Source organism: Lachnoanaerobaculum sp. OBRC5-5, assembly GCF_000296385.1.
GTDB lineage: Bacteria > Bacillota > Clostridia > Lachnospirales > Lachnospiraceae > Lachnoanaerobaculum.
The window spans coordinates 2438183-2461624 of the sequence record NZ_JH815185.1 but is presented as its reverse complement, the minus strand read 5'-3'; the positions used below and the strand labels follow the sequence as shown (position 1 = coordinate 2461624).

Annotated in this window: 25 protein-coding genes; 3 read left to right on the top strand and 22 right to left on the bottom strand. The window is 37.6% G+C overall.

Translation table 11 applies throughout. The features are described 5' to 3' along the window. Window positions 1-84: 84 nt before the first annotated feature. The 11 genes from HMPREF1135_RS11335 to lepB all read right to left on the bottom strand — a co-directional run bounded on the left by HMPREF1135_RS11335 (window position 85) and on the right by lepB (window position 9931). Window positions 85-777 (bottom strand): hypothetical protein, encoded by a 693-nt coding sequence (locus HMPREF1135_RS11335; protein WP_007595302.1) that lies wholly within the window; start codon window positions 775-777, stop codon window positions 85-87. Continuing rightward, entirely contained in the window at window positions 774-2573 is a 1800-nt protein-coding gene (locus tag HMPREF1135_RS11330) for a hypothetical protein (RefSeq protein ID WP_007595301.1), read from the bottom strand. Before HMPREF1135_RS11330 ends, HMPREF1135_RS11335 begins: the two co-directional genes overlap by 4 nt. A gap of 25 nt (window positions 2574-2598) precedes the next feature. Further along, a complete protein-coding gene (locus HMPREF1135_RS11325) occupies window positions 2599-3387 on the bottom strand; it encodes an exodeoxyribonuclease III (RefSeq protein ID WP_034211461.1) in 789 nt (262 codons plus the stop codon). Further along, window positions 3368-5005: an ABC-F family ATP-binding cassette domain-containing protein gene (locus HMPREF1135_RS11320; protein ID WP_007595296.1), complete on the bottom strand. Its 1638-nt coding sequence runs from the start codon at window positions 5003-5005 to the stop codon at window positions 3368-3370. The genes HMPREF1135_RS11325 and HMPREF1135_RS11320 overlap by 20 nt, the downstream gene beginning before the upstream one ends. Continuing rightward, window positions 5005-6291, bottom strand: a complete 1287-nt coding sequence (locus HMPREF1135_RS11315) for an aminotransferase (protein ID WP_007595293.1) — start codon at window positions 6289-6291, stop codon at window positions 5005-5007. Before HMPREF1135_RS11315 ends, HMPREF1135_RS11320 begins: the two co-directional genes overlap by 1 nt. Before the next feature lie 10 nt (window positions 6292-6301). Further along, on the bottom strand, window positions 6302-6616 hold the full coding sequence (locus tag HMPREF1135_RS11310; RefSeq protein WP_007595291.1) for a hypothetical protein: 315 nt from the start codon (window positions 6614-6616) through the stop codon (window positions 6302-6304). An 81-nt stretch (window positions 6617-6697) separates the two neighbouring features. Beyond that, window positions 6698-7555 carry a peptidoglycan editing factor PgeF gene (gene pgeF / locus HMPREF1135_RS11305; RefSeq protein WP_007595289.1) on the bottom strand — a complete coding sequence of 286 codons (858 nt, stop codon included), beginning with the start codon at window positions 7553-7555 and terminating at the stop codon, window positions 6698-6700. After that, a complete protein-coding gene (locus HMPREF1135_RS11300; protein WP_007595287.1) occupies window positions 7552-7893 on the bottom strand; it encodes a YraN family protein in 342 nt (113 codons plus the stop codon). The genes pgeF and HMPREF1135_RS11300 overlap by 4 nt, the downstream gene beginning before the upstream one ends. Further along, window positions 7886-8530 (bottom strand): ribonuclease HII, encoded by a 645-nt coding sequence (locus HMPREF1135_RS11295; protein ID WP_007595286.1) that lies wholly within the window; start codon window positions 8528-8530, stop codon window positions 7886-7888. Before HMPREF1135_RS11295 ends, HMPREF1135_RS11300 begins: the two co-directional genes overlap by 8 nt. Before the next feature lie 9 nt (window positions 8531-8539). Further along, the gene (gene ylqF / locus HMPREF1135_RS11290) at window positions 8540-9379 is read right to left on the bottom strand and encodes a ribosome biogenesis GTPase YlqF (RefSeq protein WP_007595285.1); all 840 of its coding nucleotides are present in this window, start codon (window positions 9377-9379) and stop codon (window positions 8540-8542) included. 21 nt (window positions 9380-9400) lie between these two features. Then, the gene (gene lepB, locus HMPREF1135_RS11285; RefSeq protein ID WP_007595283.1) at window positions 9401-9931 is read right to left on the bottom strand and encodes a signal peptidase I; all 531 of its coding nucleotides are present in this window, start codon (window positions 9929-9931) and stop codon (window positions 9401-9403) included. Between the two features lie 70 nt (window positions 9932-10001). On the opposite strand from lepB, the gene fumC reads away from it, so the two are divergent. Both fumC and HMPREF1135_RS11275 read left to right on the top strand, forming a co-directional pair. After that, complete coding sequence (gene fumC / locus HMPREF1135_RS11280) at window positions 10002-11366, top strand: class II fumarate hydratase (RefSeq protein WP_007595282.1); 1365 nt, start codon at window positions 10002-10004, stop codon at window positions 11364-11366. Between the two features lie 14 nt (window positions 11367-11380). Continuing rightward, complete coding sequence (locus HMPREF1135_RS11275; protein WP_007595281.1) at window positions 11381-12751, top strand: MATE family efflux transporter; 1371 nt, start codon at window positions 11381-11383, stop codon at window positions 12749-12751. 45 nt (window positions 12752-12796) lie between these two features. On the opposite strand, the gene HMPREF1135_RS11270 is transcribed toward HMPREF1135_RS11275, so the two are convergent. The 3 genes from HMPREF1135_RS11270 to HMPREF1135_RS11260 all read right to left on the bottom strand — a co-directional run bounded on the left by HMPREF1135_RS11270 (window position 12797) and on the right by HMPREF1135_RS11260 (window position 17927). Beyond that, window positions 12797-13510 (bottom strand): GTP pyrophosphokinase, encoded by a 714-nt coding sequence (locus tag HMPREF1135_RS11270; protein WP_007595280.1) that lies wholly within the window; start codon window positions 13508-13510, stop codon window positions 12797-12799. A gap of 54 nt (window positions 13511-13564) precedes the next feature. Beyond that, window positions 13565-14335: an Mrp/NBP35 family ATP-binding protein gene (locus tag HMPREF1135_RS11265; RefSeq protein ID WP_007595279.1), complete on the bottom strand. Its 771-nt coding sequence runs from the start codon at window positions 14333-14335 to the stop codon at window positions 13565-13567. 133 nt (window positions 14336-14468) lie between these two features. Further along, complete coding sequence (locus HMPREF1135_RS11260; protein ID WP_007595277.1) at window positions 14469-17927, bottom strand: DNA polymerase III subunit alpha; 3459 nt, start codon at window positions 17925-17927, stop codon at window positions 14469-14471. 177 nt (window positions 17928-18104) lie between these two features. On the opposite strand from HMPREF1135_RS11260, the gene HMPREF1135_RS11255 reads away from it, so the two are divergent. Beyond that, the gene (locus HMPREF1135_RS11255) at window positions 18105-18362 is read left to right on the top strand and encodes a type II toxin-antitoxin system RelB/DinJ family antitoxin (protein ID WP_007595268.1); all 258 of its coding nucleotides are present in this window, start codon (window positions 18105-18107) and stop codon (window positions 18360-18362) included. Between the two features lie 171 nt (window positions 18363-18533). Here the strand turns inward: HMPREF1135_RS11255 and HMPREF1135_RS11250 are convergent, their stop codons facing one another. From HMPREF1135_RS11250 to HMPREF1135_RS11215, 8 genes are all read right to left on the bottom strand, one after another. After that, window positions 18534-19073, bottom strand: a complete 540-nt coding sequence (locus tag HMPREF1135_RS11250) for a hypothetical protein (protein ID WP_242824857.1) — start codon at window positions 19071-19073, stop codon at window positions 18534-18536. After that, entirely contained in the window at window positions 19051-19281 is a 231-nt protein-coding gene (locus HMPREF1135_RS11245) for a DUF3791 domain-containing protein (RefSeq protein ID WP_007595266.1), read from the bottom strand. The genes HMPREF1135_RS11250 and HMPREF1135_RS11245 overlap by 23 nt, the downstream gene beginning before the upstream one ends. Further along, the gene (locus HMPREF1135_RS11240; protein ID WP_007595265.1) at window positions 19278-19514 is read right to left on the bottom strand and encodes a DUF3791 domain-containing protein; all 237 of its coding nucleotides are present in this window, start codon (window positions 19512-19514) and stop codon (window positions 19278-19280) included. Before HMPREF1135_RS11240 ends, HMPREF1135_RS11245 begins: the two co-directional genes overlap by 4 nt. 7 nt (window positions 19515-19521) lie before the next feature. Then, complete coding sequence (locus tag HMPREF1135_RS11235) at window positions 19522-20103, bottom strand: rhomboid family intramembrane serine protease (RefSeq protein ID WP_007595251.1); 582 nt, start codon at window positions 20101-20103, stop codon at window positions 19522-19524. Between the two features lie 49 nt (window positions 20104-20152). Further along, on the bottom strand, window positions 20153-20599 hold the full coding sequence (locus HMPREF1135_RS11230; protein WP_007595250.1) for a DUF1934 domain-containing protein: 447 nt from the start codon (window positions 20597-20599) through the stop codon (window positions 20153-20155). Between the two features lie 289 nt (window positions 20600-20888). After that, on the bottom strand, window positions 20889-21692 hold the full coding sequence (murI, locus tag HMPREF1135_RS11225) for a glutamate racemase (RefSeq protein WP_007595249.1): 804 nt from the start codon (window positions 21690-21692) through the stop codon (window positions 20889-20891). A 6-nt stretch (window positions 21693-21698) separates the two neighbouring features. Then, window positions 21699-22748, bottom strand: coding sequence for a D-alanine--D-alanine ligase family protein (locus HMPREF1135_RS11220; RefSeq protein WP_007595248.1), 1050 nt, complete (start codon window positions 22746-22748; stop codon window positions 21699-21701). Further along, the gene (locus HMPREF1135_RS11215) at window positions 22748-23428 is read right to left on the bottom strand and encodes a GntR family transcriptional regulator (protein WP_007595247.1); all 681 of its coding nucleotides are present in this window, start codon (window positions 23426-23428) and stop codon (window positions 22748-22750) included. The genes HMPREF1135_RS11220 and HMPREF1135_RS11215 overlap by 1 nt, the downstream gene beginning before the upstream one ends. Window positions 23429-23442 lie beyond the last annotated feature (14 nt).

The following is a 23442-nucleotide window of genomic DNA, read 5'->3' as shown; positions in this document are numbered from 1 at the left end:
ATTTGTCAATAGAAAAATGAACTTTTTATTTAAAATTTTCAAATAAATAGAGCCTATTAAACAGGCCCTATCTTCTAAAAAATTTTATTCCCATCTTTCAAACAAATCTTCAAACTTCAGGGTATCATCTTTTTTTATAACCTTACTTCTGCCGTCTCCGTAATCATAGCAAAAAGTCGTCCATAGGTTTCTCTTTCCAAATCCTATTTTTACAAGTTTATCTAAAACGATACCGCCCTGTGGAAGCTCTTTTTTTAAAAAATCGCACAGCTCATCAAGAGTTTTTATATCGACAAAATCATTTATACCCTGTTTAAAGGTTATAGACTTATACTCATTGTCGTCTTTATCAAAAATTCTTATATGCTTCATATTTTGATTGAAGTTATTTATTCTCTCGGCTGTTTCATTGCCCTCTATAAGAGAAAAACCTCCCTGCATATAGGCTTTTTCTATCTTATAATCCTTTAATGTATCATCTTTTTCGGTTTCTCTTTCGATGTCCACATTTTTACCGTCATACTTCACATCATAAATATCGCCTTTAAAATCCATATATTTTAAACGGGAACATGTGGCATTTGCAACCATGCATTTTACACTTGCCTCTTCCTGAAATCCCTTTTTAAGGCTTGGCTTTGAAAACTCTTTTTTATCCTCTTTAGACTTTGAGTATTCAGCCATATCATCCTCGGAACTCTTAGGCCTTGATCTATTCATCATTAGAAGAACCGCCACTATCGCTACCGCAACCGCCGCTATAATAATTAAATTCATATCTTCTTCTTTCCGACAGTCGCCTTTTTATCTTCCCCGGCAATAAGTACCATACAACTTCTGCCTTCAACAGATATCTTTCTTTGGTCTTCTGTCTTAACAACATCTTTCTTAAACGGGGTATTTATATCATCCGTATTTACCAATACTTTCCATGAGCTTCCTCTCTTTATGGTAGGAAGCGAAAACTCATGTCTGTCCCAATGCATATTTAAGATAATATATATATCCTGTTTTCCTTCTATAAGTATTCCCATCTGCCTGTTATAGTATTCAAAATCCGGCTTCCACACCTGCATACCGTGGACAGAGGTTTTAGACTTTTCCACGCCCGAAATATACTCTCTTCTGAATTCAAGCATAGCCCTTACAAAGTCAAGAAAGTCCTTATTCTTGTTTACAAGCTTCCAATTGAAATAGCTTATCTCATTGTCCTGACAATATGTATTATTATTTCCGTTCTTTGACTGTAATATCTCATCTCCGCTGCATATACATGGAGTTCCTTTAGATATCATTAAAAGTAAAACAGCATTCAAATACATCCTCTTTCTTAGGTTAAGTACCTGCATCTTTTTTGTATCACCCTCAAATCCGCAGTTCCAGGAAAAGTTCATATTTGATCCGTCAGCATTGTCTTCACCATTGTCTTCATTATGCTTATAATCATATCTGTATATATCGGCAAGTGCAAATCCGTTGATATCCGAAATAAAGTTTAAATAATTGCTCTTATCCGCAATCACATTTGCAACGAAAGGAACCATTCCCTCATCACTTTTCAGATATTTTCTCATATTGTTCATATAATCATAATCCATAGAGATGATGTTTTTGCCCTTGTTTTCATATATCTTATTTGTAAATATGAATTTGCTGTCAAGAAGATAAGGATCTTTTACAATATCATCACAGTAATCAACTCCTGTGAGATGAAAACCGTCTATATGGTATTCAATTTTCCAGTATCTTAATACATCAATTATATAGCTGATATTTTTCTTGGCAAAGAAAAACTCCTGTATGACTCCGATACCTGCTTCATGCAGGGCCTTTACCATACTCTTATATTCATTTACAGGATTTCTGTTTTTTCTCGTAGAATAACTTGCCTTAGGTGCAAAGTTTAAACTGTCTGCATATCCCCAATAGTTTATTCTGATTTTTTCCTGCTTTTCTTTCTTCTCCTTATCAAAAAGGGAAATCCAACTTCCTCCGACTCTTATAAATTCATCAAATTCTGTAGCAGGCATTATATCAGCAAAATCCACGCCAATGTCTTTTAAATAGTCTACCTTACTTATAAGTCCTTTAAATGTACCCTTGTCCACAACCTTTGAGCTGTTTGATTTTGTAAAACCTCTTATATGAAGCCTGTAAATAAATGCTTCATCCAAAGTTTTATTGTCCAAGTTGTTTTCAAAATCATTACCCCAGTCAAATTCACTTATATACACAGGGCTTCTTCTCGGGTTATCTATAAGACTAGTTTTACCGAAACTGTCTCTACCCGAAAAGCATTTACCGTATTCATCCGGAAAAAGTCCTTTTTCATCTTCAAAAGCATACTCAAAAGTTTTCTTAAGGCGTGTATTTACCTGTAAAAACCACACATCTCCTATTCTTGATTCTTTTGGAAACTCTATTCTTTCTACAGGCGCTTCTTCATTTCTTTCATAAAGGTTTAAATAAAGGTGTTCACATTTTCTTATAACCTTTATAAAAAAACAAGAGGGCGTCACAGTCATACCAAGCGGATAAGAATAACTTCTACCTCTCTCTTTCTGAACTACCATAACGCACCTCCTTTAAGTCATATATTTATATTTCAATATCCAGTTCTACCGGACAATGATCCGAACCTAAGATATCACTGTGTATCTTAGCTTCCTTTATTCTATCTTTTAATTTATCAGATACTATAAAATAGTCAATACGCCAACCGACATTCTTTGCTCTGGCACCGCCCATATAGGACCACCATGAGTAAGCATCCGTTTTATCCGGATACAGTACTCTGAAGCTGTCGCAAAAGCCTGAGGTCAAAATAACATCCATCTTGCCTCTTTCCTCATCTGTAAATCCGGCATTTTTCCTATTGGTCTTAGGATTTTTCAAATCTATCTCTTTATGAGCAACATTCAAATCACCGCAGAATATCACCGGCTTTTTTTCTTCAAGCTTTAAGATATAGGAGAGGAAAGCATCTTCCCAAGTCATTCTGTAGTCAAGTCTTGTAAGACCTCTTTGAGAGTTTGGAGTATAGCAGGTTATCAGATAAAAATCTTCATACTCCGCCGTAATAACTCTACCCTCATTATCATGTTCCTCTATACCGATGCCGTAAGTTACATTAAGAGGCTTATCTTTAGTAAATACAGCCACGCCTGAGTAGCCTTTTTTTTGCGCATAATTCCAATAGTCATAATATCCCGGAAGGTCAAGCTCTATTTGACCTTCTGAGAGCTTTGACTCCTGTATGCAGAAAATATCTGCATCAATATCTCTAAAGAAGTCTAAAAACCCCTTGGTAACGGCGGCTCTAAGTCCGTTGACATTCCATGAAATCATTTTCTTTGTACTTGCCATATCAATCATCACTCTCTTCATCTGCTGAAACAGTATATGTAAATCTCTTTCTTGCCATCTCATCAGACTCAAGGTACTCATCATATGTAGTAATCTTGTCTATAAGACTTCCGTTAATGATTTCCATAATTCTGTTAGCTGTAGTCTGTACTACCTGATGGTCTCTTGATGAGAAGATAAGTACACCCTTGAACTTTTCAAGTCCGGTGTTGAGTGCTGTAATAGACTCCATATCAAGGTGGTCGGTAGGCTCGTCAAGTATAAGTACATTTGCTCCGCTTATCATAAGCTTTGATAGCATACAACGAACCTTCTCTCCTCCTGAGAGTACATTCACTTTCTTTACACCGTCTTCACCTGCAAAAAGCATTCTTCCAAGGAAACCTCTTACATATGTAGCATCCTTGATTTCAGAATATCCTGTAAGCCAGTCAACTATTGTTTCATCACCTGAGAAATCCTTGGTATTGTCCTTAGGGAAATAGCTCTGTGTAGTGGTAAGACCCCATTTATAGCTTCCGCTGTCAGGCTCCATCTCTCCTGCAAGGATCTTGAAAAGTACGGTCTTTGCCTTTTCATTAGGTCCTACAAGTGCCACCTTGTCTTCTCTGTTTAACACAAAGCTGATATTATCAAGAATTTTCTCTCCGTCGATAGTCTTTGAAAGATTCTCAACTGTAAGAACTTCATTACCTATCTCTCTTGCAGGTCTGAAGTCGATATATGGATATTTTCTTGAAGAAGGCTTAATGTCATCAAGCTCTATTTTTTCCAAAGCTCTCTTTCTGGATGTAGCCTGCTTTGATTTTGAAGCATTTGCAGAGAATCTTTGGATAAACTCCTGCAACTCCTTGATCTTTTCTTCTTTCTTTCTGTTTGCTTCCTTCATCTGGCGAACCATAAGCTGACTTGACTCATACCAGAAATCATAGTTTCCTGCATAAAGCTGTATCTTGCCATAGTCGATATCTGCAATCATTGTACAGACTTTATTAAGGAAATATCTGTCATGAGATACAACTATAATTGTGTTTTCAAAGTTTATAAGGAACTCTTCAAGCCAGGCAATAGCATCCAAATCAAGGTGGTTTGTAGGCTCGTCAAGTAAAAGTATATCCGGATTACCGAAGAGCGCCTTTGCAAGAAGCACCTTTACCTTAAGGTTTGACGGCATATCACTCATCAATGTATAGTGATGTTCAGTATCGACTCCAAGTCCGTTCAGAAGTGCCGCCGCATCGGATTCTGCCTCCCAACCGTTCATATTTGCAAACTCACCTTCAAGGTCAGCCGCCTTTATACCGTCTTCTTCAGTAAAATCAGGCTTTGCATATATTGCATCCTTTTCCTTCATTATCTCATACAGCCTTGCATTTCCCATTATTACCGTATCCAAAACAGTATATGTATCATATTTGAAATGGTCCTGCTCCAAGAATGAAAGTCTCTCTCCCGGTGTTATTACTATATCACCGTTTGTAGGTTCTATCTTCCCTGAGAGTATCTTAAGGAATGTTGACTTTCCGGCACCGTTTGCACCTATAAGTCCATAACAGTTGCCCGGTGTAAATTTTATATTAACATCTTCAAAAAGGGCTTTCTTCCCTAATCTGAGTGTTATTCCGTTTGCACTAATCATTATAATTCTCCTAAGAGTTTATCAACTGCCGCCATCTTTGTACATAGACACAGAAGGTTTGCCGCTATCTCCAAATCCGCTACAGGCGGGAATGAAGGAGCGATACGAATATTCTTATCATCCGGATCTTTTCCGCCCGGGAATGTAGCTCCTGCACCTGTCATTACAACACCGGCCTTTTTACATTTTGATACAACTTCCTTAGCACATCCGTCCATTGTATCAAAAGAGATAAAGTATCCGCCCTTCGGCTTTGTCCAGCTTGCTATACCAAGACCGCCAAGTTCTTTTTCAAGAGTATCTATTACCATCTCAAACTTAGGTCTGAGTGAGTCGGCATGCTTTTTCATATGCTCTACCATACCGTGAATATCTTTGAAATATCTTACATGTCTAAGTTGATTTACCTTATCATGTCCGATTGTCTGCATCTTCAACTGTTTCTTTATATCCTCAAGATTGTTATGTGATGTTGCAAGTGCCGCAATACCTGATCCCGGGAATGTAACCTTTGATGTGGAAGCAAACTTATATACAAGATCAGGATTTCCCGCTCTCTTACACTCAGCCAAAATCTCTATAAGGTGATCCTGGTCAAGGTCATAGAGATGATGAATTGTATATGCATTATCCCAATAAATTCTGAAATCCTTGGCGGCAGGCTTTAATCTTGCAAATCTTCTTACAACTTCGTCAGAGTATGAGTTTCCTGTAGGATTTGAATACTTCGGTACACACCAGATTCCCTTTATTGAGTCATCCTTTTGCACAAGTTCTTCTATCATATCCATATCGGGACCGCTCTCAAGCATCGGTACACATACATTCTCAAATCCGAAATACTCCGTTATTGCAAAATGTCTGTCATATCCCGGTACTATACAAAGGAACTTTACTTTGTCAAGCTTACACCATGGTGTTGAACCCATTACTCCATGTGTATATGATCTTGAGATACAGTCATACATTACATTAAGACTTGAGTTTCCGTAGATAATAAGGTTATCTGCCGGAACCTCCATCATATCACCCATAAGCTCCTTTGCCTCAGGAATACCGTCAAGTACGCCGTAGTTTCTGCAGTCTGAACCGTTCTCACTCATAAGATCTTTATCTGATGAAAGTACATCCATAAGTCCCATAGAGATATCAAGCTGCTCCTGTGAAGGCTTTCCTCTGCTCATATCAAGTTTCAAGTCTTTGGCCTGCATAGCCTTATATTCAGCCTTCAAGCTTTTCTTAAGCTCCAAAAGTTCCTCTTTTGTCAATTCTGCGTATGGTTTCATTATCTTCTCCTTATACCTGTTTGTTATTTTTGCTCATTTCTTCAAGCTTTGCATTCAACTCATCTAATTTCTTTTGGCATTCAAGTATCTTTGATCTCTGATCAAATACCAGCTCATCATCTTTTAAAAGATCGTTGGCCGCTACATACTCTCCTATAACCATTTTGTAGGACTTTATAATATCCTCTTCTATTTTTATGTCTCTTTTGAGCTTTGTAATATCGGCAATTTCTCTGCCCTTATTTAAAGCATTCTGTGCTATTTTCTGTCCTTCTTCTTTAGCAATACTTCCATATATGCTTAACTTCTTGAAAAAATCTTCCATATAGCCTCCTTTATTCAAATATTAACAGTATAATTACTTTATCAACTTTTAGCAAGTCCAAGGTTACAGTTAGACAATAAATTATTTTAATGCCAAAAATGCGGCCATATTTCCTCTGATATCTCCCATTATTCTATGGGAATAAAGTAAATCCGGATTGCAAGCGGTACAAATATTTGATGTAAATATATTCTCAGGCAAAACTCCCGCCTCTTTTAAGACTGTTTCATTCGCTTTCCAAAGTGAAAGTCTGAAATGATCCTCTCCGTCTTCTCTGAAAATACTCTCGATATCTTCACTTTTAAAATTTTTTGAAAACTCTTCATACACATCTTCACTTACCTGGTAGCAGTCTTGACAAATCCCGGGGCCTATACAGGCAATTACATCCTTTGCATCCGTACCGAAGTTTTTTGCCATCTCATCTATCATTACCGCGCCCATTCTTTTGCAGGTGCCTCTCCACCCCGAATGTGCAAGTCCTATTACCTGTTTTTTTCTGTCATAAAAATAAAGCGGAATACAGTCTGCAAAAAAAGCCCCCAAGGTAATGCCTCTCTCATCAGTTATCAGTCCGTCAATATTTCTGTAGTCTCTTTCAACCGATACTCCCTTACCCATATCGCTTTTATTCACTACTCTTACATTGATGGAATGCTCCTGATATGAGAGCACAAAACTGTCTTCCTTTACTCCCAGCGCTTTTGCCATTCTTTTATAATTCTCAAGCACACCCTCTTTATTATCAGGCTCTCTGCTGAAACTTAAATTCATAGAGGCATAAGGGCCTTCGCTTACCCCTCCTATCCTTGTGGAAAATCCCTGAACAAGCTCCTCATATTTTTCCAATACTTCAAACGAAAAATATTCCACTCCGTTTTCCGCCTTTTTCAGTTTCAAAATGTTTTTATCATTCTTTTTTAATATCTTTATACTCAATAAAATGCTCCTTTTATCCAGTCTATCTTCTCACCCATTATTCCTATACAGTCAAATCTTATACTGTGCATGAAATAATGCTTTTCATTAAGATAATACCTTGCCAGTTTTCGTATTTTCTGTTGCTTAAAATATCCTACAGACTCAAGCGGATATCCGAAGCTTTCATCTTTCCTGTATTTTACTTCTATAAATAATAATACATTGCCTTCTATGGCGATAATATCTATCTCACCGAATCTGTTTCGGTAGTTTCTTTCAAGTATTATAATTCCGTTATTTTCAAGAAAAGAGGCAGCAATTGCCTCCCCCTTGTTTCCGACTTCTCTTTTATTCACTTGCAAAATTTCCTATAAATGATTTTCTGTGTATGGCACATGGCCCTATTTCCTTTAAAGCCGCTATATGTGTCGCCGTACCGTAGCCCTTATTTGATGCAAAGCCGTACTCAGGGTAGATTTTATCATACTCTGCCATAAGCCTGTCTCTGGTGACCTTTGCAAGTATACTTGCTGCAGCTATATTTACACTCTTGGCATCTCCTTTTACTATACCCACCTGCTTTATATTTATATCAGGTATATGTACAGCATCCACCAGTAAAACATCAGGTGTTTTTTCCAGTGCATTTACGGCCTCTCTCATTGCCTCATAAGTAGCCTGTAATATATTTATCTCATCTATCAAAGTATTTGAAGCAATACCTATACCGTACGCTATGGCGTTTTGCTTTATTTCATCAAATAAAACATCTCTTCTTTTTTCCGTCACCTTTTTGGAGTCATTTAAAAAAGGAAGGAAGATGTCCTTCGGCAAAATTACCGCAGCCGCCACCACAGGACCTGCAAGCGGCCCTCTGCCTGCCTCGTCTATACCGGCAACATATGCCAAATCGCTGTATTTATTTTCAAATTCTCTCATGCCCTCAAGTCTTACTCTCTCAAGGGCAAGTTTTTCTTCACTTATTTTCCTCATCCTGTTTTCCTACGGCATTTGTAATGTAACTCTTCCAAGTTTCCCCGACCTGAACTCATTTACAAAGATACTTGCGGCCTTATCATAGTCAAGCTCATTGCCCTTCTTTGTACAACCTCTTAAGTTTGCTATTTTTATTAAAACGGCATTTTCATCATCACCGTCTTCCATCTCAAATCTTTCTGTAAGTATCTCAGGCCTGTTTTTAATAAACCATTTAATAAGTTCAAGCCCCAGCTCTCTGATATCTATAATCATATCGTTTATAGAGCCGATAAATGCAATCATCTCACCGATGTTTTCGTCTTCAAACTTTGGCCAAAGTATTCCCGGAGTATCTAAAAGTTCTATCTGACCTTTAAGTTTTATCCACTGATTCCCCTTGGTAACTCCCGGTTTATTTCCGGTCTTTGCCATTGCTCTTCCTGAAACCGAGTTTATAAGTGTGGACTTTCCGACATTCGGAATACCTGCCACCATTGCTCTTACAGGTCTGTTTTTAATTCCTCTTTTGGCGTCTCTTTCTCTCTTTTCCTTTGAAACATTCTCTATAGCCTTTATCAGTGCATTCACTCCGTTTTTCTTTCTGGAGTCCATAAACATGCACTCATAACCCTGCTCCTTATAATGGCTTGCCCATCTGTTGTTTGCACTCTCATCGGAGAGATCAGCCTTATTTAATATAATAATTCTGGACTTATTGGAGCCCAGTTCCATGATTTCCGGATTTCTTGTAGCCTCAGGTGCTCTGGCATCCGTCATCTCTATAATAATATCCACAAGCTTTATGGCATCTGACATGGCTCTTTTTGCCTTGGTCATATGACCCGGGTACCATTGTATCTTCATAAACTATCCTTTCATCAGGCTCTATTTTATAAAACCTATCCTTTTTACAGGCAATACTCTGATCCATGCATTACCTATAATCATATCTTCCGTCACATTTCCTATTGTAGAGATTCTGGAATCTTCACTTCCGACTCTGTTATCACCCAATACAAAATATTCATTGCTTGCCAACTTAATTTCATCTGCCGCCAAACCGCCCGATGAAGCCTCAAAAAACTTATCCAATGCTTCACCGTCTATATAAACCAAACCTTCTCTTATATTAACACTTTCACCCGGAAGCCCTATTACTCTTCTGATACATATTCTTCCGTCTGTATTTTGAAATGCTATCAAATCATATCTTTTAGGTTTTAAAAAAGTATATGCGGCTTTATTTATAAGTACAGCCTCTCCCTGCTCTATCTGCGGTGACATGGACTGACCGACCATAAAGGTTTTCGCTCCGAATATATACACCACAAACCATGCAAGTGAAAGTATCACTGCCAATTGCATCAATATGTCCAGTATTATTAAAAATCTTGACTCTTGTTTTTTTATTTTCATTTATTGACCTGTTTTTTTATTTTGTTTTTTGTTAAACTGATTATAGCATAAATGATGTTAGGAGAAAACTATGGAATATCGTATAGAGCATGACTCTATGGGCAGTATTGAAGTACCTGTGGACAAATATTACGGCGCTCAAACAGCAAGAAGTCTTTCAAACTTTAAAATTGGTACCGAAAAAATTCCGATGGAGGTGATAAGAGCATTTGCATATCTGAAATCAGCCTGTGCCGCTACAAATCTTGAACTTGGAAAATTGACTGAGGAAAAGTCAAACATTATAAGTAAGGTTTGCAATGAAATACTTGAAGGTAAACTTGACGAGCACTTTCCGCTCTCCGTATGGCAGACCGGCAGCGGTACTCAGAGCAATATGAATGTAAATGAGGTAATTACCAATAGAGGCAATGAGATTTTGGGTAAAAAGCTTTTGCATCCGAATGATGATGTAAATATGTCACAAAGCTCAAACGACACCTTCCCCGCCGCAATGCATATAGCTGCAGTTTTGGAAGTACAGGATAAGCTCCTCCCTTCTTTAGATAAGCTGATACTTGCATTTAAAAAGCTTGAAGAAGAAAATGAAGGAATTGTAAAATCCGGAAGAACACATTTACAGGATGCCACTCCTATCGCCTTTTCACAGGAAATAAGCGGATGGAGGGCTTCCCTTGAAAATGATTATAAGCAAATAGAAAGTGCGCTTCCCTTTATAAAAAAGCTTGCTCTCGGTGCCACTGCGGTAGGTACAGGCCTCAATGCTCCTAAGGGATTTGATACTCTGGTTGCAAAGAATATATCAAAACTTACCGGTAAAGATTTTGTCACAGACAGCAATAAATTCCATGCTTTAACTTCAAAATCCGAACTTGCCTTTGTACATGGAGCACTTTCATCTCTTTCAGGCGATTTGATGAAAACAGCAAATGATATAAGATGGCTTTCAAGCGGACCAAGATGCGGTTTGGGTGAGATATTTATCCCTGAAAACGAACCCGGAAGCTCAATAATGCCGGGAAAAGTAAATCCTACACAGTGCGAGTCGATGACCATGGTATGTGTACAGGTAATGTCAAATAATACGGCTGTAAATATGGCATCAAGCCAGGGAAATTTTGAGCTGAATGTATTTATGCCTGTGCTTATCCATAACTTCCTTCAGTCTGTCAGAATTTTATCTGAAGGAATGGACTCATTCAGAGTTCACTGTGTGTGCGGTATCAAGGCAAACAAACAAAAAATGCATGAAAATCTGCATAATTCACTGATGCTTGTAACCGCAATCAGTCCATATATCGGATATGAGAACGCTGCAAAAGTTGCCAAGCTTGCACATGAGAAAAATATTTCTCTGAAAGAGGCGACTCTTGTCATGAATCTTATGACAGAGGAAAAATTTGATGAGGTATTTAAACCTGAAGAAATGATATAAAAGAAAGGATATTTATGCAACAAACCAAGAAGCAGGATATGACCAAGGGGAATATTACCTTCGGGCTTTTATTATTCTTCTTCCCCATACTCCTTGGAACTTTCTTCCAACAGCTGTATAACACTGCAGACGCGGTTATAGTAGGTCAAAATGTCGGAAAGCTCGGACTTGCGGCCGTAGGCGGAACCACAAGTACAATAATCAATCTTTTTATAGGCGTTTTTGTAGGATTATCCTCCGGTTTCAGTGTAATCGTCTCACAACACTATGGTGCAAAAAATGATAGGCTTGTAAGTATATGCGTTCATACTTCAATTGCGTTTTCACTTATAGTGGGAATCATAGTCAGTATATTAGGTATAATATTTTCAAAGACAATGCTTGCAAATATGAATATTCCGGATGACATGATGTCTATGGCATTACCCTATCTTCAAATATACTTTCTGGGACTTGCACCTAATCTTATCTACAATATGGGAGCCGGACTTCTTCGTGCTGTAGGTGATTCCAAAACTCCGCTTATATTCCTTGTTATAAGCTGTTTCGTGAATATAGTTTTAGATATCATATTGATACGCTATATGAATATGGGCGTAACAGGTGCAGCAATTGCAACCGTTACATCACAAATAATCAGTGCCGTATTGGTCATCATAGTGCTCTATAAAAGAAATGATGCATTAAAATTGAGATTAAAGAGTTTACAAATAAATTTTTCGGAGCTCAGTAAAATGATAAGTATAGGTACTGCCGCAGGAATGCAATCTGCCATGTACACCATTGCAAATATACTTATTCAGGCCTCTATAAACATTCTCGGTACCGATACAATTGCCGCTTTTACCGCCTACGGTAAAATAGACACTCTCTTTTGGATGACTATACAGTCTCTCGGAATCTCCGTTACCACCTTCACCGGACAAAACTTCGGCTACGGTAATAAAGAAAGAGTAAAAAAAGGAATAATATACGGAATGATTTTAGCTGTCGTAGTTACCGGAATAGTAATGATAATGTTAAAGCTCTTTGGAAGAAGTATTTATACCCTGTTTACCAAGGACGAGAATGTGTTAAAGATAGGTACGGATATGCTGAATTTTATGGTTGTCGCCTTCCCGGCATACATTATTATTGAGATCTTCTCAGGGTCTCTCAGAGGAATAGGTGACAGCTGGATACCTATGATAATGACCGCCGGCGGTGTATGTATACTTCGAATAGTCTGGATAATTGTAATGGTACCGAAATTCCCGAATTTCTATACAATACTCTGGGCTTATCCGATTTCATGGATTATCACCAGCACACTGTTTTTGATATACATGTTCAGCTTCAGCAAGATGAAGCTTTGGTTAAAATCCAATATATATACTATTGATTAACAAAAAGGCTGTAACTTAATTTTTCATAAGTTACAGCCCCGCTTTTTATCTCGGTTTTCTTACTTCTATACCTCTTGACTCTATGCTTTGTCTTATATTAAGCATTTGTTGGTCTGTATTTGCTATCACATCTGCACATTCCTTAAGCTGTCTTTCAACATCATCGGAATCAATAAAATCTTTTTTATATTTCAGCTGATGATCAAGGCTCGCCCAAAAATCCATGGCAATAGTCCTTATCTGTACCTCAACCCTCATAGGCTGCTTTTTCTCCGAGAAAAATACCGGTATCTCGATAATAAGATGGTAAGAGCGATATCCGTTTTCCTTAGGCTTTTTTATATAATCCTTTACGGCAATCAGATTTACATCGTCCTGTCTTGTAAGCATATCGGCCACTTCATAAATATCATCAAGAAATGAACAGATAACTCTTATACCTGCCACATCATCCAGATTATTGACTATTGAATCAAGTGTAAGCGGAAGTCCACGTCTTTTTAACTTTTCCACAATGCTTTTCGGCTTTTTTACTCTTGATTTTATCACCTCTATAGGGTTTCTTCTGTTTTTAACCGAAAGTTCATCATTTAAAACTTCCAGCTTTGTCTTTACTTCCCTGATTGCACAGGTATACATCATCATGGCCTCTTGAAATTTCTGTGCCATTTCATGTATTTCTTCAGGTATCTGTACCAAATCGGGAACTTGTACAATGGACTGCTCCAATTCGTTATTCGGGTTATTTGATATATACATAAGCTCTCCACTTCTTTTGCATACTCTTTCCGGTATATTCCCCGGTCAAAATAATTATTTTAAAATATAATCTGCCGCTTCATCAAACCAAGGTGCCTTAACATACTCTACAAGACCTGCGTCCACCTGTCTCGCCACTTCAGGATCTATAGGAAGCTTTGCAAGTACCTTCAATCCTTCTTTTTTTGCTATCTCATCAATATGACTCTTTCCGAATATCTCATGCTTGCTTCCACAATCAGGACACTCAAAATAGCTCATATTCTCAACAAGACCGAGTATAGGAACATTCATCTTTTTAGCCATGTTTACAGCCTTTGCAACTATCATAGAAACAAGCTCCTGAGGACTGGTAACTATTATAATTCCGTCAACAGGTATTGACTGGAAAACTGTAAGCGGAACATCTCCTGTACCCGGAGGCATATCAACAAACATATAGTCGATATTGTTCCATACGGTATCCTTCCAAAACTGCTTTACAACACCTGCTATTACAGGTCCTCTCCATATAACCGGATCTGTCTCATTCTCTAAGATAAGATTTGTACTTACCACATTGATTCCCGTATTTGTAACAGCCGGAACCATAAGCTGATCATATGTAACCCCAAGCTTTCCGCTAAGCCCGAATGCCTTAGGTATGGAAGGTCCTGTGATATCGGCATCTATAATACCGACTCTAAAGCCCTTTGACATTGCCTTTACCGCCATAAGAGATGTTACAAGGCTCTTACCGACGCCTCCCTTTCCGGAGACAATTCCTATAACTTTATTTACACTGCTTTGAGGGTCAAGCTCTTCCCTGAATTCATTATTTGCCATATTAAAAACCGTATAGACCGATGTCTATAATTTCCTTTCTTACTTAGTATAATACTCTATTGAGCACAAAGTAATTATACTAAAATAATCAATATTTTTCTATGCGTTTTGTTACATATCTGACTTTTATATTTTAAATCTTCTCCACTACCTTTACATTGTCGCTGCCAAGTCTTTCGCCAAGTATTCTGACAGCCTCATCCGCAGGCACTCCCCACTCACCTCCAAGGTCCTTTTTTGCTCTTTCTTTTTTCAGATATATAATTACACTGTCATTTCCGCTCATCATACCTATATCTGTAAGGAGGTTTCCAAGATCCTCTTCATAGCTTTCCTTATCGGCATACTGTATCCAAAGTTCTTTTTTCACTCTTCCGAACTCACTTACAGTATCTACTATTAGTTTGCCTTCCTCTTCTCCCGAGGTATCAACTCTTCCCTTAACAAATACTTTTCCACCCTCTACCAGCTCATTGCCGTAGTTTTCAAACGCCTTCGGGAATACCACAAGTTCTATTCTTCCATACAGATCTTCAAGAGTACATATGGCCATCATATCGCCTTTTTTGGTAAATCTTTTATTTACCTCCACCAGCAATCCGCCAATGGTCAACTTAATTTCCGACTCCAAAGGAATCTCTCCGTTTTCATCCGGATAAAAGTCAATGCTTCTTGCATCGGAGTGCTTTTCCAAAAGTGAAATATATTCTTCCAAAGGATGTCCGCTCACATACATTCCCATAACTTCCATCTCATATTTTAGAAGTTCTTCTTTAGGATACTCCTCTATATGAATAAGTTCAGAAACAAAGCTATCCTTATCCTCTTCACTTACCACATCAAAAAATGACATCTGACCGGGGATTACAGCCTTACTCTCCTTGGACTTCTTATCTATGAAAAGTTCCGCATTAAGGATCTTTTCATGTCTGTTTCCCTCCATACCGTCAAGTGCTCCCGACTTTATAAAACCTTCAATGCTTCTCTTATTCAAATCCTTTTGCGGAAGTCTGTTTATAAAGTTTTCAAGCGAAAGAAATTTTCCGTTTAAAGTCCTCTCTCTTACAATAGCATCGGATACCGCTTTTCCTACACCCTTTATGGTGGAAAGTCCGAATCTTATGCCGTCCTCATCCACACTGAATGCTCCCTCACCGAGATTTACATCCGGAGGCAATATCTTTATACCCATATCGGAAAGGCCACCCATATATTCAATAAGCTTGGTCGGATTATCGCTTACGGAAGTGAGTGAAGCCGCCATAAACTCTTTCGGATAATAATATTTCAGATATGCGGTCTGATATGAAACCACTGCATAACATGCCGCATGTGATTTGTTGAAGGCATAGCTTGCAAAGTCGATCATTTCATCAAAGATCTTGTTTGCCACATCTTCCCCTATACCGTTATTTATACAACCCTTGATACCCTTTTCTTCATTTCCGTATACGAAGTTCTTTCGCTCCATCTCCATAATATGTGCCTTTTTCTTGCTCATGGCACGGCGAACCTCATCACTTCCTCCCATTGTATATCCTGCCAGATCTCGCACAATCTGCATTACCTGCTCCTGATATACTATACAGCCATAGGTCGGCTCAAGTATGGAAATAAGTTGTGGCGTATCATAACTTACTTTATCTTTGTTGTTCTTACCTGCAATATATTTCGGTATAAAATCCATAGGCCCCGGACGATAAAGTGAAATACCGGCAATTATATCCTCAAGATTTTCAGGTTTTAATCGCTTCATAAAGCTTTGCATTCCGCCGCTCTCCAACTGGAATACCGCATCTGTCCTTCCTGTAGATATAAATTCATATACCTTTTTATCATCATAGTCGATATTTTTTAAGTCGATATCTATATCATGATTTTTCTTTATCATTGCCAGAGCATTTTGAAGTACTGTAAGTGTGCGCAGTCCCAAAAAGTCCATCTTTAAAAGACCGAGCTCCTCCAAGGTCGTCATGGTAAACTGCGTTGTAACCGCATTATCCACTCCAAGTGCAAGCGGTACATATTCTTCAACAGCTTTTTTGGATATTACAACGCCTGCCGCATGAATACTTGCATGTCTTGGCAGTCCCTCAAGTTTCAAACTGTAATTAATAAGTTCATGAACCACTTCATCACTGTCATACAGTTCTTTTAACTCCTTATTTCTCTCAAGTGCAAGCCCCAAAGTAATATCCTTATCCATAGGTATCATCTTTGCAATACTGTCACATCTTGCATATGGAATCTCCATAGCTCTTCCGACATCTCTTATAACACCTCTTGCCTGCAATGTACCGAAGGTTATTATCTGGCATACTCTTTCACTGCCGTATTTGTTTACCACATATTCAATAACTTCGCCACGTCTTTCATCCGCAAAGTCCACGTCTATATCGGGCATGGAAACTCTCTCGGGATTTAAAAATCTCTCAAAGATAAGATTATATTTTATCGGATCGATATCGGTGATTCCAAGACAGTATGATACTACACTTCCTGCTGCAGAACCTCTTCCCGGTCCTACCGAAATACCCTTGCTTCTTGCATAATTTATATAGTCCCAAACTATCAAAAAATAGTCTATATAACCCATTTTTTCTATTACGCCAAGCTCATAGTACATTCTGCTCTTTATTTCTTCTCTGTTTGGATAATCGTCCGGGTAATTTCTTTCAAAACCGCTTTGACACAGACTTTCCAAATATTCCTTTGCCGACATTTGATTCGGCACAGGATATTCAGGCAATTTGGTCTCACCGAATTTTATTTCCACATCACACATATCCGCTATCTTACCGGTATTTTCAACAGCATCTATTGCATATGGAAATAGTGCCTTCATCTCATCTTCGGACTTTAAGAAAAATTGTCCGCCCTCATATCTCATTCTGTCGGGATCCGACACTGTCTTACCGGTCTGTATACAAAGCAGTATGTCATGTGCTTTTGCATCTTCAGCATTTATATAGTGTATATCATTGGTTGCCACAAGCGGAATATCAAGCTCTTTTCCGATTTTTACCAGAACTTGATTCACATACTTTTGCTCCGGAATTCCATGGTTTTGAAGTTCCAAATAAAAAGAATCATCACCAAACAGATCCTTATATTTTTGTGCGGCCTTTCTTGCATCATCCTCTCTGCCCCTTGATATAAGCTTTGGAATTTCACCTGCCAAACAAGCTGAAAGCGCTATTATACCCTCATGATACTCCTGTAGCAGTTCAAAGTCTATTCTCGGTTTATAATAAAAACCTTCGGTAAAACCTTTTGAAACTATCTTTGTCAGGTTCTCATAGCCCTTATTATTTTTTGCCAGTAAAATAAGGTGATAGTATCTGTCTCCCTGCTTTGCCTGCTTTTCAAATCTTGATGAAGGGCTTACATACACTTCACAACCAAATATCGGTTTGATACCCTGTGCCTTTGCCTCTTTATAAAAATCTATGACTCCATACATCACTCCATGATCTGTAATGGCAAGTGATGTCATATTGAGTTCTTTTGCTCTATTTATTATCTCTTTTATCTTACAGGATCCGTCCAATAATGAATATCCTGTATGTACATGTAGATGTGTAAAAGACATATTTCTCCTCTTTTTTCATTCAATACTTATTATATTATATCATATTTTGGGAAATTGGAGAGTATCTGTAAAAATCAACATTGATTATATTATGTAAATATATTTTATATAACTTTTCTTGTATTTTTCTTTACAAATGCTATAATAAATTCATCAATATAAGAAAGGAGAAGTTTTATGGCACAGACCGTTAATGTAAACTTTCGTCTGGATGAGGCGGATAAAAAGAGAATGGAAAATGTTTGTAATGAGCTTGGACTTTCTATGAGTGCGGCCTTTACTATATTTGCCAAGAAAGTTGGCAGAGAGCATCGTATACCTTTTGAAGTCTCTATGGATCCGTTTTATTCGGAGAATAATGTAGCTCATTTACGCCGAGGAGTGACTGCCCTTAATGCCGGACTTGGTGTAGAGCATGATATTATAGAGGAGTAAAACTTATGCATAAAATATGGTTTGATGAAGCATGGGAAGACTACCTTTATTGGCAAAGTCAGGATAATTCTATCCTGTCGTGGACACTATAATTAATATAATGGGAGATATCACAAAGTATAAGAATTTTGTGATATCTCCCTTTTAAACAATGGACCGCTTATAGATAATCTATTTACAACAGTCATGCTTTCCGTTAAGATTCCTGTACGCATATAAAAGTACATCATTATCTACACTGTTAAATTCTATAAAGCATATATCTCCTACATTAATTTTTATTTTATCATAAACTTTTGCATTTGATATATCTACACATTCCATAGCTACAGATACAGCATCTAATTCTGAAATAAAACCTGTATACATTTCATCATCCGAATCTATCATAACAGTTGATATTCTTTTACTCGAAATTATATATTCGAGGATATTTCCAATAGATATTTCACCGTCCAAGTCATTCATAGATACCGTTTTTATCTCTTTACCCTTCCAGTAATCTATATATAATTTCATTTTGGCTAAATATTCCGTACCCGCAAGACATGAGCTTATTATTTTCTTTTTAAAAACATAAATTCCTGCTTCTCTCCCCTGATCATCATACGCTTTAAATATACAGATATCATCATTTTGATATAGCAGATATCCTACGCTAAAGCTTTCATCATCGGTTGAGTATATCTCATATAGCTTTCCTATTTCCATACTCGCCACTATATTCCCGCTCCAAATCTTCAATCAAATATTCATCACTCATACAATGCATATCGGAAATCCCTTTACTCATCAGTTCATATGTAAATGAGTGATAAAAAAAATCTAAAGATTCCTCAATTGAAATGTTTTTCTTTCGTGCAAAATTTTCTATAATACGTGCATATTTCTTTTGTAATAACACAGGATTTGCATTCATACCGTCAGACCTCTTTTCTTCATCACATCCAAAATATCTTCAATAATATAATCCTTGCCCTGCGTATGTAATACATCATATGACGGTACTATATAACTGTTTAATATGTCGCTGTCCTCTGTCAGTATTTGATATACTTCTCTTCCGTCTTTTCCCAGCTTTTTTGCAAGACCTTCTATACAAAATAACACATATTCCAGAACAGAAATATCATATATTATTTCTCTCTCCATAAATACCCTAGTACCTGTTCATTCTCCCCTTATTCATCACATATCCAAGCAGGGCACCTACTATACCTCCGAGGATATGAGTAAGATTTGAAATATTGTCCTGTACAAAGAAGCCTTGATATATCTGCTCTCCGATATATAAAAGCGCTACAAGAATAAATGTAAAAGGAATTTTTCCTTCTTTAAATCCTGCAAATGATGAAAGCAGTATAAATGCAAACACTACACCGCTTGCTCCAAGCAATCCTGAAGACGGGAATACAAAGAAATGTACCAAACCTGTTACAAGTGCAGTTGCAAGAATAACAAAGAGTATATTTGCCGAACCGTACTTTTCTTCAAGCATCGGTCCTATTACAAGTATCAGCATTATATTACCAAGGAAATGATCAAGATTTGCATGGCCAAGTACATGTCCAAAAAATCTGATATATGTAAGAGGATTAATAAAAGACGATCTGTATACACTGAAGAAGAGTCTTGTGGAAAGTCCTCCCGTAATAACATCCATTACAAATACTATAAAGCTCAAAATAACAAATCCCAATATAACCGGTGAATTGAATGAAATTTTTAATTTATTGTCCATATTTTCTCCTTGACTTAGGTTTAACTAACCTGTTCTAAAAAAGGGCGGATCAACCACCCTTTTTATCTACTCTATCAACAGCTTCAACTATGTGAATGCGCATCTTTGAATTTGATGCCCTATCTCCCTCTATGTAGAGTATGTATTCAACATAGACATTTATCTCTTCTTCGTTCATATCTATGAGCAGAAGCTTTGTCTCTGTTTCCATATCCAATCTTCCAAAGGGAGTGTCATATATTGTTTTGTACCTACTGTTATTGGCAAATACCATCTTGGAATTTACCACACCCTCTTTGATAATTTCAACCCTGTTCTTCTTTACTATTATTGTATTAAGGATAATTTCATCAAAACCTTGGGCTTCTTCCACGTAAGTTATTTTGTGTATATCACCATCAATATAGTGATTTCCTGAAATATTCACGGCAATAGGATCGTTCTCATCATACCTCAAATGAGAGCCGCTAATCTCAATATCTACAAATTCTTTCATAATCTTCTACCTTAAAACCATAGTAGAAGCCGCAATGCGGTCTCTACCCAACCCTAAGCTACCACTGGTTGTTATGCAAATATCAAGTTTAAAATAAAAGAATGATAGTTTACTAGAAAAATGTATCTCCCCACTATTCTATATAAAATAACCTTAAATAAAAAACTGATAACTATGCTCAACAAAGAATGCCTGTCTGCTTTATGTACACTCTTGTCTAGCCAATCCAATTTGTATGCATTCTGCAAAGCTTTAAATGTTTTTTAATCGTAACAATATTTTATTGTCACTAAAATTCCTCTATATTGACTATACCGGCCTTCTTTACTATGCCGGGCATAATAGAAGATGCAAAATCACTAAATCTTTCCGCCATATCACTGACATAAAAGTCATGAAAAACTTCGCCGTCATCCACGGTACAAAGATTCTCACGCTCCAACAAAGATTTCAATTCCTTCGCGGTCTCATATGCAGGATTTACAAGGGAAACTTCCTCTCCCATAATCCTTCCAAAAGTCTTATACAGTAAAGGATAATGGGTACATCCCAATACCAGACTGTCAATATGTCTGCTCTTTAATTCACTAACATACCTTGAAATAATCTCATCTGTAACTCTGTCGTTTATAAGGCCCTCTTCTACCAAAGGAACCAAAAGCGGACAGGCCTTTTGTATTACTTCAAGTTCATTATTTATCTGATGAATAGTTTTCTCATATATACCGCTTGATATGGTTCCGCTGGTACCCACAACTCCAATCCTTCCCACCTTTGTAGTTTTGGCGGCAGTTATGGCACCTGCATGAATAACTCCCATAATCGGTATATCAATCTCTGTCTTTAATATGTCAAGCGCAAAAGCACTGGCGGTATTGCACGCAATCACAATAGCTTTTACATTTTTTGTCTGTAAAAATTTTACAATCTGTCCGGAGTATTTAATAATAGTATCTCTTGACTTGGAGCCGTATGGAACTCTTGCCGTATCTCCAAAATAAACAGTACTTTCATTTGGCATCTGCGACACTATTTCCCTTGCTACCGTAAGCCCTCCGACACCCGAATCAAATATTCCTATAGGTAAATTCAAGAAAAATCACCTTCTCTCAAAAGCCAAATCAATAAGTCTGTCAATCAGGTCTTTCTTTCCGATACCTGCAGCCTCAAATAACATAGGATACATACTTATTGCGGTAAATCCGGGCATTGTATTTATCTCATTAAATACAATTTCTCCGTCTTCCTTTGCAAAGAAGTCCACTCTTGAAAGTCCGAATCCGTCCAAAGCTGTAAAAATCTTTTTTGCGCACTCGGGAAGTTTTTCTCTTACTCCGTCAGGAAGCTTTGAGTCAAGCAATGTAAGTGAATCAAGCTTATATTTTGCATCATAATCATAGAATGTTGCCGCCGATTTTATCTCACCGACTCCGCTTGCCATTACATCTCCCGGTTTGCCAAGCACTCCGCATTCCACCTCATGTCCCACTATAGTTTCTTCCACAAGAACTTTTCTGTCATGATTTAGAGCTTCTTTTATACCTTTTTCCAGTTCCTCTCTGTTTGAGGCTTTTGATACACCTCTTGAAGAACCGGCGTTTGAAGGCTTTACAAATACCGGATAGTCAAATCTGTTTTCAATCCTCTTTATTACTCCTTCAAAATCCTCCCTCGCTTCATAGTCAAGTACCGGCTCATATGCGGCCTGTCTTATACCGAGCTTGTCAACAACAAGTTTTGTATAGATCTTGTCCATACCTACGGCACTGGCTAAAACTCCACACCCTACATAGGGAATCTTTGCAAGTTCCAACAGTCCTTGAACAGTACCGTCTTCACCATAGAGTCCATGCAGTACAGGAAATACCACATCCACATGAATTTCTTTATATTCACCATCTGTCTCTACTATTATACACTTTTTTGTTGCATCAGGCAAAATAAATGCACTTGTTCTTGAATTAATCCAACTTCCGTCTTCCATTGAAGATATATTCTCAACCTTGAGCCATTTACCTTCCTTAGTGATACCGATTAAAATGAGCTCATATTTATCAGTATCCACCTGTTTTGATATATTGGTTGCAGATATTACAGATATCTCATGTTCAGAGGACTGTCCTCCGAATATTATCACTAATTTCCTCATTATTTTGTAGGTGTCTCCTTGATCTTCTTGGAAACATTCACCTCCTGATTATTTATATGCTCGGCAATGATTCTCTTAGCCTCCGACTTGTCTCTGCACTTTAGCGCCTTTAATATCATCTCATGCTCTTCCATAAGCTGATTTCTTGTAGCCTCAGCCTTTACATATTCAAGTCTGTAACGATACATCTGCTCACGTAGATTATTTATCATCTGTACCAGCTTATCATTGCCTGTGCTTGTAAATATTATATCATGAAATTTCTCATCTGCACGTGCAATATCAATAATATCTTTATTTTCTATTGAATCAACAAATTCCTCTTCAGCCTGCTCAAGCTCATTTAACTCCTCATCCGTAATCTTTGTACATGAGAGTTCTATTGCAAGCTCCTCCAAGGCTCTTCTCACTTCCAGAGTATCTCTAAGATTCTTTTCGGTAATCCCTGCAACCTCTGCACCCTTTCTCGGAATCATAAGCACAAGGCCTTCAAGTTCAAGCATTCTTATAGCTTCTCTTATAGGTGTTCTTGACACTCCAAGCTTCTTTGAGAGAGCTATCTCCATAAGTCTCTCACCCGGCTGCAACTCTCCTCTTAGAATTGCCTGTCTTAAAGTTTTAAAAACCACATCTCTCAGTGGCATATATTCATCTCCGTCTGCATGCGAAAAAGCTGTCATTGTATCCTCCATAT